Genomic DNA, 12,958 nt, shown 5'->3' with positions numbered 1-12,958 from the left:
GAATCCGGATGGTGAGCACCTGTTGTCATATCTTCATTCACCTGATGTGATGGTGTATATGGATATGCACAGTGCTGTGGCCCCCGACGCTCCGCTGGTCCTGGTCGGCAAGGCCGACGTCAGCGCCGAGGACGTCCTGGCCGTCGCCCGGGGCAACGCCCGGGTCGAGATCGGTCCCGACGCGCTCGCCGAGATGGCGGCCGCCCGCGCGCGGATCGACGCCCTCGCGGCCGAGCCGCGTCCCGTCTACGGCGTGTCGACCGGCTTCGGCGCGCTCGCCGTGCGCCACATCAGCCCCGAGCTGCGCGCCCAGCTGCAGCGGTCGCTGGTGCGCTCGCACGCCGCCGGCATGGGGCCGGCGGTCGAGCGCGAGGTGGTCCGCGCGCTGATGTTCCTGCGGATGAAGACGCTGGCCTCCGGCCGCACCGGCGTGCGGCCGCTGGTCGCGCAGACCATGGCCGCCCTGCTCAACGCCGGCATCACCCCGGTGGTGCGGGAGTTCGGCTCGCTCGGCTGCTCCGGGGACCTCGCGCCGCTGTCGCACTGCGCGCTGGTCCTGATGGGCGAGGGCACCGCCACCGGCCCGGACGGCGTGGAGAAGCCCGTCGCCGAGCTGCTCGCCGCCGCCGGCATCGAGCCGGTCGAGCTGCTGGAGAAGGAGGGCCTCGCCCTCATCAACGGCACCGACGGCATGCTCGGCATGCTGGTGATGGCCATCGCCGACCTCCAGCGGCTGTTCACCACCGCCGACATCACCGCCGCGATGAGCCTGGAGGCGCTGCTCGGCACCGACAAGGTGCTCGCCCCCGAGCTGCACGCCCCGATCCGCCCGCACCCGGGCCAGGCGCTGAGCGCCGCCAACATGCTCGCCGTCCTCAAGGGCTCCGGCCTCACCGGCCACCACCAGGACGACGCCCCGCGCGTCCAGGACGCCTACTCGATCCGCTGCGCCCCGCAGGTGGCCGGCGCCGGCCGGGACACCCTGGCGCACGCCCGGCTGGTCGCCTCGCGCGAGCTGGCCGCCTCGGTCGACAACCCGGTGGTGCTGCCGGACGGCCGGGTGGAGTCCAACGGCAACTTCCACGGCGCGCCGGTCGCGTACGTGCTGGACTTCCTCGCCATCGCCGCCGCCGACCTCGGCTCGATCTCCGAGCGCCGCACCGACCGGCTGCTCGACAAGGCCCGCTCGCACGGCCTGCCGGCCTTCCTGGCCGACGACCCGGGCGTGGACTCCGGCCTGATGATCGCCCAGTACACCCAGGCGGCGCTGGTCAGCGAGAACAAGCGGCTCGCCGTCCCTGCCTCGGTCGACTCGATCCCGTCCTCCGCGATGCAGGAGGACCACGTGTCGATGGGCTGGTCGGCCGCGCGCAAGCTGCGCCAGGCGGTGGCCAACCTCGGCCGGATCCTGGCCGTCGAACTCACCGCCTCCGCCCGCGCGCTGGAGATCCGTCAGCAGACCGACGGGTCCGGCGGGCTCGCCCCGGCCACCGCGGCCGCGCTGGCCGCCGCCCGGGAGGCGGGGGTCGGCGGCGCCGGCCGCGACCGCTTCCTCTCGCCGGACCTGGAGGCGGCCGCCGAGCTGGTGGCCTCCGGCGAGCTGGTGCGCGCGGTCGAGCGGGTCACCGGCCCGCTGGCCTGAGCGGGAGCCGCCGCGGGGTGACGGGGGCTCAGTCCCAGTCGCTCCGCGGCCCGCGCTCGCCGCGGTTCCCGCGGTTGCGCAGCTCGCCCAGGGCGGCGGCCAGGTTGACCCCGACGATGCCCGCCCAGCAGACCACCAGGCCGGCGAAGCCGCCGCTCTCGGGGCTGCCGGCGATCGCCGTCAGCGGGACGCCGATGACCAGCGAGGTCACCGCGAGCCCGGTGCCGGAGCGCTTGCCGAAGCCCGAACGGCGCGGGTGGCCCCGGTCGTGGCGGGACCGCGGCTTGTAGTCGTCGATCCGCTCGGCCACCGAGCGCTCGACCCGGGCGTTGATCCGGGCGTCGAGCCGCTTCATGAAGGAGTCGACCAGGGCGTCCTCGTACTCCGGGCCGAGCTCCTTGCGGGCCTGGAGGGTGGCGTCGAGGTCGCGCCGCAGTTCGTCCTGACGAGTGTCCATGGAACCAGAGTGGGGCCGACGGGGCCGCCGGTCCATCCGTTCGCCGGAGGAATCCGGGCGGGCTCAGGGACAAATCAGGGTTACCCCGACCCGGCGGCGCCCCGGACCCCGCCCTCCTCGGGACGTCCCACCGGGCGTTCCGCCGTACGAGACGTCTTTGCCAGGTGCGGCCCGCTCCTGCACAGTCGTCGTCCGAACCCCTCGCACCCGGAGGTACCGCTGATGACCGCCACCGACGAGACCGGCAGCGTCGGCCCCTCCGCCCGGCTGCTCCAGCTGTTCGAGGGGCACCGGCTGACGCCCACCCAGCGCCGGATCGCCCACTCGCTGGTGCGGCACGCCACCGAGGCGCCGTTCCTGTCCAGCGTGGAGGTCGCCGAACTCGCGGGTGTCAGCCAGCCGTCCGTCACCCGCTTCGCGGTCGCGCTCGGGTACGACGGCTACCCGGCGCTGCGCAAGCAGCTGCGCGAGCTCGGCGGCGGCGAACCGGCCGCGCCGGAGAGCCCGGACGAGGCGGTGCGCAACGAGCACCAGCAGGCCGTGCTGGCCGAGATCGCGCACCTGCGCCACCTCGCCGAACTCCTCGCCGACCCGGAGCCGATCATCCGGGCCGCCCGGCTGCTCGCCGCCTCCCGCCCGCTGCCGGTGCTCGGGCTGCGGGCCGCCTCGGCGCAGGCCCGCGGCTTCGCCTACTTCGCGTCCAAGGTGCACCCGGACGTCCGGCTGCTGGACGAGGGCGGCAGCATGCTCGCCGACCGGCTGGAGCAGGCCCGGGCGGCCGGGGCCGACGCGCTGCTCTGCTTCGCGCTGCCGCGCTACCCGCGGGAGTTGATGGACGCGCTGACGGTGGCCCGCGAGTGCGGGCTGACGGTGCTCACCGTGGCCGACAGCGCCTTCGCGCCGGTCGCCAAGCTGTCCGACCTGATGCTGCCGGCCGCCGTCGGCACCGGGCTGGTCTTCGACACCGCCTGCGCGCCGATGATGCTCGGCCGGGTGCTGCTGCAGTCCATGTGCGACGAAATCCCGGGCGCGGAGGCCAGGTTGGAGGCGATCGAGCAGTCGGCGGCGGCGCGCGGGCTGTTCCTGGAGTAGTTCCGGGAACGGGCGCGGCCGGCAGCGGCGGCGGGGGAGTACTCGACACGAACCCGGGCATCCCCTACGGCAGGGGGTGCCGCCCATGCACGTGATCCACGAGATGAAGTTCGTCGCCCGGCTGTCCTCGGGCGCCGACGAATGGTCCTGCCCCGCCTGCGGACGCCGCGTCACCCTGCGGCGGCTGCCCGAACCCGAACTGACCGTCCTCGACCCGGGCGACGAGTCGGCCGTCCACGTCGGCGTCATCGAACCCGACGCCGCCGCCGCGGCCGCCGAGAAGTACGGCCTCGGCCCGGTCCAGAACGTCCCCCGCCCGCCGTCCCCGCCCGCCCCGGACGCCGAGGACCGCCGCTGGCTGGCCGAGATCGGCATCGACTGGGACGGCGGCGCGGCGGCCTGAGGGCTGTCCGCACCCGTCCGCACCAGCCCGTTCCGGCCGTGCCGGGCGGGCGCTTCGGCGTGCCCGGGGCCCGGTTCCGGCCAGGGCTGTTCCGATGGGTTCCGGGTCTGGTCGGGAGCTGAATGTTTGGATATATTCAGCCGAACCGAGCTTGAATGAATCCATCCGCAGAGAGGCCGGGACTATGGTGCAGCAGGCGAGTGGGCCGCGCGAGGTGCGAGCGGCGCGTGGCACGGGGCTCACGACGCAGGGCTGGCAGCAGGAGGCCGCGCTGCGGATGCTGATGAACAACCTCGACCCCGAGGTGGCCGAGCACCCGTCGAAGCTGGTGGTCTACGGCGGCACCGGCAAGGCGGCGCGCGACTGGCGGTCCTTCGACGCCATGGTGAAGACGCTGCAGGGCCTCAAGCAGGACGAGACCATGCTGGTCCAGTCCGGCCGCCCGGTCGGCGTGATGCAGACCCACGAGTGGGCGCCGCGCGTGCTGATCGCCAACTCCAACCTGGTCGGCGACTGGGCCAACTGGGAGGAGTTCCGCCGGCTGGAGAGCCTCGGGCTCACCATGTACGGCCAGATGACCGCCGGCTCCTGGATCTACATCGGCACCCAGGGCATCCTCCAGGGCACCTACGAGACCTTCGCCGCCGTCGCCAACAAGCGCTACAACGGCTCGCTGGAGGGCACCATCACCCTCACCGCCGGCCTCGGCGGGATGGGCGGCGCCCAGCCGCTGGCCGTCACCATGAACGGCGGCGTGGCGATCTGCATCGACTGCGACCCGTCCCGGATCAGCCGCCGGATCGAGCACCGCTACCTGGACGTCGAGGCCAAGAACCTCGACCACGCCCTGCAGCTCGCCACCGAGGCCCGCGACAGGAAGCAGCCGCTCTCCATCGGCCTGCTGGGCAACGCCGCGGACCTGTTCCCGCAGCTGCTCGCGATGGACGCGCCGATCGACATCGTCACCGACCAGACCAGCGCCCACGACCCGCTGAGCTACCTGCCGGTCGGCGTCGCCTTCGACGACATGGCCGCCTACGCGGCCGAGAAGCCCGCCGAGTTCACCCAGCGCTCCCGCGAGTCGATGGCCCGGCACGTCGAGGCGATGGTCGGCTTCCAGGACCGCGGCGCCGAGGTCTTCGACTACGGCAACTCGATCCGCGGCGAGGCCCAACTGGCCGGCTACGACCGCGCCTTCGCCTTCCCCGGCTTCGTCCCGGCGTACATCCGACCGCTGTTCTGCGAGGGCAAGGGCCCGTTCCGCTGGGCGGCGCTGTCCGGCGACCCGCAGGACATCCACAAGACCGACAAGGCCGTGCTCGACCTCTTCCCGGAGAACGAGTCGCTGCACCGCTGGATCAAGATGGCCCAGGAGAAGGTGCACTTCCAGGGCCTGCCCGCGCGGATCTGCTGGCTCGGCTACGGCGAGCGCGACAAGGCCGGCGAGCGCTTCAACGACATGGTCGCCTCCGGCGAGCTGTCCGCCCCGATCGTGATCGGCCGCGACCACCTGGACTGCGGCTCGGTCGCCTCCCCGTACCGGGAGACCGAGGCGATGCTGGACGGCTCCGACGCGATCGCCGACTGGCCGCTGCTCAACGCCATGGTCAACGTCGCCTCCGGCGCCTCCTGGGTCTCCATCCACCACGGCGGCGGCGTCGGCATCGGCCGCTCGATCCACGCCGGCCAGGTCACCGTCGCCGACGGCACCGCGCTGGCCGGCGAGAAGATCCGCCGGGTGCTCACCAACGACCCGGGCATGGGCGTCATCCGGCACGTGGACGCCGGCTACGACCGGGCCACCGAGGTCGCCGCCGAGCGCGGGGTGCGCGTCCCGATGGGTGAGCTGTGAGCCCGTCGTTCGAGGAGATGTGGGCGGAGCTGCTCCCCGTGGGCCGCTCCGCCTCCTCCGGCGGCTACCGCCGGTTCGCCTGGAACTCCGCCGACGCCGAGTGCCGCGCCTGGTTCGAGCAGCAGGCGCGCGGCCGCGGCCTGACGTACGAGCTGGACCGCAACGGCAACCAGTGGGCCTGGCTGGGCGACCCGAACGGGCAGGGGGCCGTCGTCACCGGCTCGCACCTGGACTCCGTCCCGGACGGCGGCGCCTTCGACGGCCCGCTCGGGGTGGTGTCCTCCTTCGCCGCGCTGGACGAACTGCGCGCCCGCGGCGCCGCGTTCACCAAGCCCCTGGCGATCGTCAACTTCGGCGACGAGGAGGGCGCCCGGTTCGGCGTGGCCTGCATCGGCTCCCGGCTCACCGCCGGGGTGCTGTCGCCGGAGCAGGCGTACGAGCTGCGCGACGCCGACGGCGTCCGGCTGCCCGACGCGATGGAGCGGGCCGGCTACGACCCCACCGCGATCGGCGCGGACGACGACCGGCTGGCCCGGATCGGCGCCTTCGTCGAGCTCCACGTCGAGCAGGGCCGCTGCCTCGCCGAGGGGCAGCCGGTCGGCGTGGCCGGCGCGATCTGGCCGCACGGCCGCTGGCGGTTCGACTTCCACGGCGAGGCCAACCACGCCGGCACCACCCGGATCGAGGACCGCCGCGACCCGATGCTGACCTACGCCAACACCGTGCTCGCCGCCCGCAAGAAGGCCAAGCTGGCGGGCGCGCTGGCCACCTTCGGCAAGGTCGCGGTCGAGCCCAACGGCACCAACGCGATCGCCTCGCTGGTGCGCGGCTGGCTGGACTCCCGGGCGGCCGACGAGCGCACCCTCACCGAGCTGGTCGCCGAGATCGAGCGGGCGGCGGCCGAGCGCGGCGGGCGCGACGGCGTCCGGGTCGAGCTGACCCGCGAGTCCTACACCCCGGTGGTGGACTTCGACGGGCCGCTGCGCGACCGGCTGGCCAAGCTGTTGGACGCCCCGGTGCTGCCCACCGGCGCGGGACACGACGCCGGGATCCTGGCCTCCGCCATCCCGACCGCCATGCTGTTCGTGCGCAACCCCACCGGCGTCTCGCACTCCCCGTCCGAGCACGCCGAGCAGGCCGACTGCCTGGCCGGGGTCGCCGCCCTCGCCGACGTACTGGAGGACCTGGCGTGTCAGTGACCACGACGAGGTACTGGGCGCAGTACGCCTGGCTGCCGCACGACAACGGGCCGGTGGTCGAGCAGGACGTGCTGATCACCACCGGCCCCGGCGGGACGATCGCCGCCGTCACCCCGGACAGCGGCCCCTGCCCGCCGGACGCCGTCCGGCTCGACGGGCTGCTGCTGCCCGGGCAGGCCAACGCCCACTCGCACGCCTTCCACCGGGCGCTGCGCGGGCACGTCCAGGTCGGCTCCGGCACCTTCTGGACGTGGCGCGACACCATGTACCGGTTCGCCGGCGCGCTGGACCCGGACCGCTACCTCGACCTCGCCACCGCCGTCTACGCCGAGATGGCGCTGGCCGGCATCACCGCCGTCGGCGAGTTCCACTACCTGCACCACGCGCCCGGCGGCGCCCGGTACGCCGATCCCAACGCGATGGGCGAGGCGCTGATCGAGGCCGCCGCCCGGGCCGGCATCCGGATCACCCTGCTGGACACCTGCTACCTCTCCTCCGGCTTCGGCGCCGAGCCGACCAAGCCGCAGCAGCGGTTCAGCGACGGCGACGCGGACGCCTGGGCGGCCCGGGCGGACGCGCTCAAGCCGCGCGAGCACGCCCGGATCGGCGCCGCCGTGCACTCGGTGCGGGCCGTCCCGGCCGAGCAGCTGGGCACCGTCGCGCACTGGGCGGCGATGCGCAAGGCACCGCTGCACGTCCACCTGTCCGAGCAGACCGCCGAGAACGACGCCTGCCTGGCCGCGCACGGCGTCACCCCGACCCGGCTGCTCGCCGACCACGGCGCGCTCGGCCCGCGCACCTCGGCCGTGCACGCCACCCACCTGACCGACGAGGACGTCCGGCTGCTCACCGACTCCTCCACCACGGTCTGCATGTGCCCCACCACCGAGCGGGACCTCGCGGACGGCATCGGCCCGGCCCGCCGGCTCGCCTCGGCGGGCTCCCCGATCACCCTGGGCAGCGACAGCCACGCGGTGATCGACCCGTTCGAGGAGGCCCGGGCGCTGGAGCTGGACGAGCGGCTGCGCACCCGCACCCGGGGCCACTGGACGGCGAACTCGTTGCTGCGGGCCGGAACCGAGGACGGGCACGCCTCGCTCGGCTGGCCGGAGGCGGGACGGGTCGAGGCCGGGGCGCTCGCCGACTTCACGGTGATCGCGCTGGACACCGTCCGCACGGCGGGACCGCCGCCCCGGCTCGGCGCCGAGATCGCGGTCTTCGCGGCCTCGGCGGCGGACGTACGGCACGTGGTGGTCGGCGGCCGGCACGTCGTCCGGGACGGCGCGCACCTGCTGGTGGCCGACGTGCCGGGCGCGCTGCGCTCCGCGATCGGCGCGCTGGACTGCTGACTCCTCTGTTCGACTCTCTTCGGAAGGCCTTGTCTTGAGCACCAGGACCACCTTGATCACGGGCATCGGCAGCCTGGTCACCAACGACCCCGGGCAGGGTGCCGGGCCGCTCGGCCTGCTGACCGACGCGGCCGTGGTGGTCGACGGCGACACCGTCGCCTGGGTCGGCCCGGCGGCCGGGGCACCGGCGGCGGACGAGCGCTTCGACGCGGAGGGCCGGGCCCTGCTGCCCGGCTTCGTCGACTCGCACGCGCACCTGGTGTTCGCGGGCGACCGCACCGCCGAGTTCAACGCCCGGATGTCCGGGCAGGCGTACTCGGCGGGCGGCATCCGGACGACGGTGGCGGCCACCCGGGCGGCGAGCGACGGCGAACTGGACGCCAACCTGGCCCGGTTCGTCCGGGAGGCGGTGCGCCAGGGCACCACCACCATCGAGTGCAAGTCCGGCTACGGGCTGACGGTCGAGGACGAGGCGCGGGCGCTGCGGATCGCCTCCCGGCACACCCCGGAGACGACGTACCTGGGTGCCCACGTGGTCGCCCCCGAGTACGCCGAGGACCCGGCCGGGTACGTCGACCTGGTCACCGGCGAGATGCTGGACGCCTGTGCCCCGCACGCTCGTTGGGTGGACGTGTTCTGCGAGAAGGGCGCCTTCGACGGGGACCAGGCGCGGGCCGTCCTGACGGCGGGGATCGAGCGCGGCCTCACCCCCCGGGTGCACGCCAACCAGCTCACGTACGGGCCCGGCGTGCAGCTCGCGGTGGAGCTGGGGGCCGCCTCGGCGGACCACTGCACCCACCTGACGGACGAGGACGTGGCGGCGCTGGCCGGCTCGGCGACGGTGGCGACCCTGCTGCCGGGGGCGGAGTTCTCCACGAGGGCCGAGTACCCGAGCGGGCGCCGGCTGCTGGACGCGGGGGCGGTGGTGGCGCTTTCGACGGACTGCAACCCGGGCTCCAGCTTCACCAGTTCCATGGCGTTCTGCATCGCCGTGGCGGTGCGGGAGATGGGCATGACCCCGGACGAGGCGGTCTGGGCGGCCACGGCCGGCGGCGCCCGCGCCCTGCGGCGCACGGACGTCGGCGTGGTCGCCCCCGGCGCTCGCGCGGACCTGCTCCTCCTGGACGCGCCGTCCCACGTCCACCTCGCCTACCGCCCGGGCGTGCCCCTCACGGCCGCCGTCTGGCGCGCGGGCGTCCGCGAGGCCTGACGACGGTCGCTGGAAGGCCCCCGCGCTCCGGGCGCGGGGGCCTTTCGCTCAGGGGGTGGCGGTGAGGTGGTCGAACTCGCCTGCCTTGGCGCCCTGGAGGAAGGCGGCGAACCTGAGGGGTGTGGTGCGGACGATGACACCCGCGTCATCGGACTCACGGAGTTCGACCGCCCCTTCGACGGTCCGCACCTCAACGCAGTCGGAGTTTGCGCCCGAGTAACTGGACTTCTTCCAGCTAGAGTTAGGCATACTTGCTTTCCACGTCCTTCTTGATGGATTGAATGAACCCTCGGGAGTCGCCTTCCGAGATGGCGGCCGATTCAAGCCGGGCGAGCAGAGAGCGGAACCTGGCAAGGTGGGCCGGTGCATCGAAGAGCACATTGCCGACGCTGGAGTCTGTCTGCACGGTGTCCAGTTCCGGGATCGGCCCTTCGACATAGGTGAAGTTCTCGTAGTTGAGCGGAAGCGCATCGACGTCGAAGGGCACGACTCGGATCGAGATGGTCGGACGCTCGGAGTCTTCAATGAGGCTGTGAAGCTGCTCGGCCTGGATCGCGGGCCCACTGAACTGCATGCGTAGAGCAGCTTCATGGACGTAGGCGGAGTACGGCGTTGCGCCGGAGCGGACGATTTCCTGTCGTCGCATTCGAAAGGCCGTCCTCTGCTCGACCTCGTGGTGTGGAAGCGGTGTCAGGGAGCGATCAAAGACAGCACCGGCATATGCGTTGGTCTGGAGAAGTCCGGGGATGAAGGCCATCGTGTAGGTCGAGAGTCTGCGCGCATAGCCTTCAACCTCAGCGACCTCCAGGAAGTCGTCTGAGAGGGCCCCGCGATATTCCTCCCACCAAGCGCCCTTGCCCCGGTCCGTGATGATCTCCGCCAGGGCTTCGATCAGCGGCTCGTTGACGCACATGCACAACGCGGCGACCGTCCGCAGCCGCTCGACGCTGATGCCGGTCCGGCCACTCTCCATCTGCGTCACGTGGGCGGGATTGATGCCGAGCGCACGGGCGAGTTGACTGCCGCCAAGCCCTGCCTGCTCACGCATCCGTCGCAGCTCCGCCCCCAGGCGCCGTTGACGGAGAGTTGGGTTCGATCGAAGCGCCATGGTGTCCTCTCTGCTGGCCGTGGGACCAGTCTGCCGCAGAGGTGCTGCCACGTTAGAGGGAACTTCTTGCGGTCCGCCACAAATCTGTGGCGGACCGCGCTATCGTCAGTCTCAGCTCGATCAGACGGATCGTCAGTAATGCCCGCATTCACGGCAGTAGGCGCCTGCTGCCCGCGCGCCGCAGAGCAGCCGCGCCCCGGCCTGGCTCACGGCGACGTCCGTCACCATCCCTCCCCACACCACAGCCTCACGGAGGTTCCCGTGTGCACCCGTAACACCCCCTCGCTCACCCTCACCCGACAGGCCCTGCGGGACGCCATGACCCGCAGCGCCTGGGACGCCGAGGCCATCTTCAACGCCGAACTCGCCCTCTGCGAGCTCATCGTCAACGCCTGGCGGCACGGTGAGACCCCCGCGCCCGTCGTCTGGTTCTCCATCCGCGACCGCACCCTCCGGGTCACCGTCTCCGACGAGAGCGACGCCCTCCCCCGGCTGCGAACGTCCTCCGACCTCGCCGAGACCGGTCGGGGCCTCCAGCTCGTGGAGGGCCTCGCCCACCGCTGGGGCGTCGACCCGCAGAAGCGCGGCAAGACCACCTGGTACGAGCTGGACTCCCTCGCGTGACCCGCGACCCCGTCGCGCCGGACGACCCCCGGATGAGCGACTACACCGCGCCCCAGATCACCTCTCTCCTCGGCGAGCTGCACCGGCGCGGCATGCCGCACGGGCTCCTCTGGGGCTCCGCCTCGGCCGGCGAGACCACCCTCGACGGCCGCATCCTGGTCGACTTCGGCAACGCGCCGGTCAGCACTCTGCTCAACCTTCTCCACCTGCTCCGCGACCTGGAGCGGGACGAGGCGTGGCACCGGTGAGGTTCGCCGCCGACGCGGTCCTTGTCACCCTCCTCGCCCTCGCGACCCTCGGGACCCCCCGCCCCGAGGCACGCGACGAGTGGCACTGAAACACGCGAAGGCCCTCGCCCACCCCGGGCGAGGGCCTCGCAGGCGCCCGTGCGCTCTACCGCGAAACGGGCTGAACCAGCTGCGGTTCCATGGCGCCGGGAAATGGCCCGGGTCGGCGCGCCACTGGTGGCGATAGTCGTGCAGCCGAGCGCAATCGGATTGACACGGCGAGAGGTCGTGAGGTTGCGTTTCCTGGGGATCATCCCGAACACTCCCGTCGATGACTCGCCGACGATCTGGCTGGACGAGGACACGGGGGATCTGCTGATCCAGTCCTACAAGGCCACGGAAGAAGAGGTGGCGGCTTGCCAGGAGATCGGGTCGATTCCTGCTCACAGCACGGATGTTCCGGATCACGAGACGATCGTTCGACTCACCGCCGTGATGCGGCAGTTCATTCCGCCTCTGGAGGACGGAACCGGTGAAGTTCCCCGTACGTGAGGGCTTGGCTGGGGCGCAGCGCTCCGCCGTGCACCTGGAGATGCGCGACAGCTACACGCCGGATGATCCGGAGTTCACCCGCTGGCGTGCCGGCCATCGGTATGACAGGGATCCGGCCAAGCTGCCCGACTGGTGGGGGCCTTGGGCTGATCTGGTGGCTGAGACAACCGGGCGCGGCGTGGTCATGCGGCGGGCCCGGGTCGTCTCGGAGCCTGTGACGGACTACATCCGGTTCGAGCACGACCTCACGTTCGCGAACGTCGCAGCGGGTGAGTTGGTCCGCTGGTTGCCCCGGCGGAGGGCTGCCGACATCGCGCTGCCGGGAACGGACCTGTGGATGTTCGATGGGTCGGCCGTGCTGTTCACGTACTTCTCCGGGGCCGGCGAGGTCGTGGACAGGGAATGGCGGACGGATCATGCCGTTGTGGATCTGGTCAGTGCCGCCTTTGAGGCCGTGTGGGAGCGCGCAACTCCGCACGAGGACTACAAGCTGGTCTGATCCGTCATGCCCGCCTCGGAGTCGTCTCACGTCCAAGCAGCCAGGAAAGTCCTTGCAGATCGCCTTCGGGAGATGTGCGAGGACGCTGGCTTGGACGGCAAGCAGCTTGCGGCCCTGTGCGGCTGGCACCCGTCCAAGGTGTCTCGGATCTCCACCGCCAGAACGTCGCTGTGCCCTCCGGATGGCCCCTCCCCAGGGGGCGACGACCGGCGCGGAAACGTGCGGAGGCCCTTGCCCACCTGTGGCGAGGGCCTCGCGGGCGCCCTCTGTCAGCCGAGATACGGGATCGCCCTGCGCTCCAGGAAGTGCTGAAGTCGGAGGCGCTGAGTGTGGTGCATTGGCAACTCTTCGATGTCGCTCGGAGCGATGAACCGAAGGTCGGTGGACTCGCCCGAGATCCGCAGGTCCCCGCCCGTGATGCGCGCGGTGAAGCAGACGTTGAACTGCTGTCGGACTTCACCGTCCGAGTAGGCGATCACGTGCCGGGGGTCGGTGTACGTGCCGACGAGTCCGGTGATCTCGACATCGAGGCCGGTCTCCTCACGGACCTCCCGTACGGCCGTGTCCGGAAGCGATTCGCCGAGATCCATCGTTCCACCCGGCAGCGCATACAGGCCGTTGTCGGTGCGTCGCTGGAGCAGGATGCGCCCGTCGGGATCCGTCACCACTGCGGATGCTGCCACGACCAGCCGATTCGGCTCGGGCGCGTTGGGATCGTCGTAGAACTCCGTCCTTGCCACGTGA

General features: G+C 72.2%; 16 protein-coding genes. 12 read left to right on the top strand and 4 right to left on the bottom strand.

Annotated elements, in window-relative coordinates:
• The first annotated feature begins 64 nt into the window (after nt 1–64).
• Complete coding sequence (hutH, locus tag ACZ5GH_RS14640; RefSeq protein WP_387756556.1) at nt 65–1,642, top strand: histidine ammonia-lyase; 1,578 nt, start codon at nt 65–67, stop codon at nt 1,640–1,642.
• A 28-nt stretch (nt 1,643–1,670) separates the two neighbouring features.
• Here hutH and ACZ5GH_RS14635 read toward each other — a convergent pair whose 3' ends face one another.
• On the bottom strand, nt 1,671–2,099 hold the full coding sequence (locus ACZ5GH_RS14635) for a hypothetical protein (protein WP_464334458.1): 429 nt from the start codon (nt 2,097–2,099) through the stop codon (nt 1,671–1,673).
• A gap of 222 nt (nt 2,100–2,321) precedes the next feature.
• On the opposite strand from ACZ5GH_RS14635, the gene ACZ5GH_RS14630 reads away from it, so the two are divergent.
• The 6 genes from ACZ5GH_RS14630 to hutI all read left to right on the top strand — a co-directional run bounded on the left by ACZ5GH_RS14630 (nt 2,322) and on the right by hutI (nt 9,204).
• Complete coding sequence (locus ACZ5GH_RS14630; RefSeq protein ID WP_387756560.1) at nt 2,322–3,191, top strand: MurR/RpiR family transcriptional regulator; 870 nt, start codon at nt 2,322–2,324, stop codon at nt 3,189–3,191.
• An 85-nt stretch (nt 3,192–3,276) separates the two neighbouring features.
• The gene (locus ACZ5GH_RS14625) at nt 3,277–3,594 is read left to right on the top strand and encodes a hypothetical protein (RefSeq protein WP_387756562.1); all 318 of its coding nucleotides are present in this window, start codon (nt 3,277–3,279) and stop codon (nt 3,592–3,594) included.
• A gap of 184 nt (nt 3,595–3,778) precedes the next feature.
• Nucleotides 3,779–5,446, top strand: coding sequence for a urocanate hydratase (hutU, locus tag ACZ5GH_RS14620; protein ID WP_387756564.1), 1,668 nt, complete (start codon nt 3,779–3,781; stop codon nt 5,444–5,446).
• 17 nt (nt 5,447–5,463) lie between these two features.
• Nucleotides 5,464–6,645 carry an allantoate amidohydrolase gene (locus tag ACZ5GH_RS14615; RefSeq protein WP_387756613.1) on the top strand — a complete coding sequence of 394 codons (1,182 nt, stop codon included), beginning with the start codon at nt 5,464–5,466 and terminating at the stop codon, nt 6,643–6,645.
• Nucleotides 6,642–7,994 carry a formimidoylglutamate deiminase gene (locus tag ACZ5GH_RS14610; RefSeq protein WP_387756566.1) on the top strand — a complete coding sequence of 451 codons (1,353 nt, stop codon included), beginning with the start codon at nt 6,642–6,644 and terminating at the stop codon, nt 7,992–7,994. Before ACZ5GH_RS14615 ends, ACZ5GH_RS14610 begins: the two co-directional genes overlap by 4 nt.
• A gap of 34 nt (nt 7,995–8,028) precedes the next feature.
• Nucleotides 8,029–9,204 (top strand): imidazolonepropionase, encoded by a 1,176-nt coding sequence (hutI, locus tag ACZ5GH_RS14605; RefSeq protein WP_464334457.1) that lies wholly within the window; start codon nt 8,029–8,031, stop codon nt 9,202–9,204.
• A 48-nt stretch (nt 9,205–9,252) separates the two neighbouring features.
• On the opposite strand, the gene ACZ5GH_RS14600 is transcribed toward hutI, so the two are convergent.
• Entirely contained in the window at nt 9,253–9,453 is a 201-nt protein-coding gene (locus ACZ5GH_RS14600) for a DUF397 domain-containing protein (protein ID WP_387756570.1), read from the bottom strand.
• The gene (locus ACZ5GH_RS14595) at nt 9,446–10,312 is read right to left on the bottom strand and encodes a helix-turn-helix domain-containing protein (RefSeq protein ID WP_464334456.1); all 867 of its coding nucleotides are present in this window, start codon (nt 10,310–10,312) and stop codon (nt 9,446–9,448) included. The genes ACZ5GH_RS14600 and ACZ5GH_RS14595 overlap by 8 nt, the downstream gene beginning before the upstream one ends.
• Before the next feature lie 261 nt (nt 10,313–10,573).
• On the opposite strand from ACZ5GH_RS14595, the gene ACZ5GH_RS14590 reads away from it, so the two are divergent.
• The 5 genes from ACZ5GH_RS14590 (at nt 10,574) to ACZ5GH_RS14570 (ending at nt 12,526) form a co-directional block, all read left to right on the top strand.
• Complete coding sequence (locus ACZ5GH_RS14590; protein WP_464334455.1) at nt 10,574–10,936, top strand: ATP-binding protein; 363 nt, start codon at nt 10,574–10,576, stop codon at nt 10,934–10,936.
• Nucleotides 10,933–11,184 (top strand): hypothetical protein, encoded by a 252-nt coding sequence (locus tag ACZ5GH_RS14585; protein WP_387756576.1) that lies wholly within the window; start codon nt 10,933–10,935, stop codon nt 11,182–11,184. The genes ACZ5GH_RS14590 and ACZ5GH_RS14585 overlap by 4 nt, the downstream gene beginning before the upstream one ends.
• A 267-nt stretch (nt 11,185–11,451) precedes the next feature.
• Nucleotides 11,452–11,715, top strand: coding sequence for a hypothetical protein (locus ACZ5GH_RS14580; protein ID WP_387756578.1), 264 nt, complete (start codon nt 11,452–11,454; stop codon nt 11,713–11,715).
• Nucleotides 11,696–12,214 carry a DUF6879 family protein gene (locus ACZ5GH_RS14575; protein ID WP_387756580.1) on the top strand — a complete coding sequence of 173 codons (519 nt, stop codon included), beginning with the start codon at nt 11,696–11,698 and terminating at the stop codon, nt 12,212–12,214. The genes ACZ5GH_RS14580 and ACZ5GH_RS14575 overlap by 20 nt, the downstream gene beginning before the upstream one ends.
• 6 nt (nt 12,215–12,220) lie before the next feature.
• A complete protein-coding gene (locus ACZ5GH_RS14570; RefSeq protein WP_387756582.1) occupies nt 12,221–12,526 on the top strand; it encodes a helix-turn-helix domain-containing protein in 306 nt (101 codons plus the stop codon).
• Here the strand turns inward: ACZ5GH_RS14570 and ACZ5GH_RS14565 are convergent.
• Nucleotides 12,484–12,954 (bottom strand): NUDIX domain-containing protein, encoded by a 471-nt coding sequence (locus ACZ5GH_RS14565; RefSeq protein ID WP_387756584.1) that lies wholly within the window; start codon nt 12,952–12,954, stop codon nt 12,484–12,486. The two genes, ACZ5GH_RS14570 and ACZ5GH_RS14565, sit on opposite strands and share 43 nt — an antisense overlap.
• Between the last annotated feature and the right edge of the window lie 4 nt (nt 12,955–12,958).

The organism is Kitasatospora sp. Xyl93 (genome assembly GCF_055383135.1).
The sequence above is the reverse complement of the archived record's forward strand: the minus strand, read 5'-3'. Positions and strand labels throughout refer to the sequence as shown.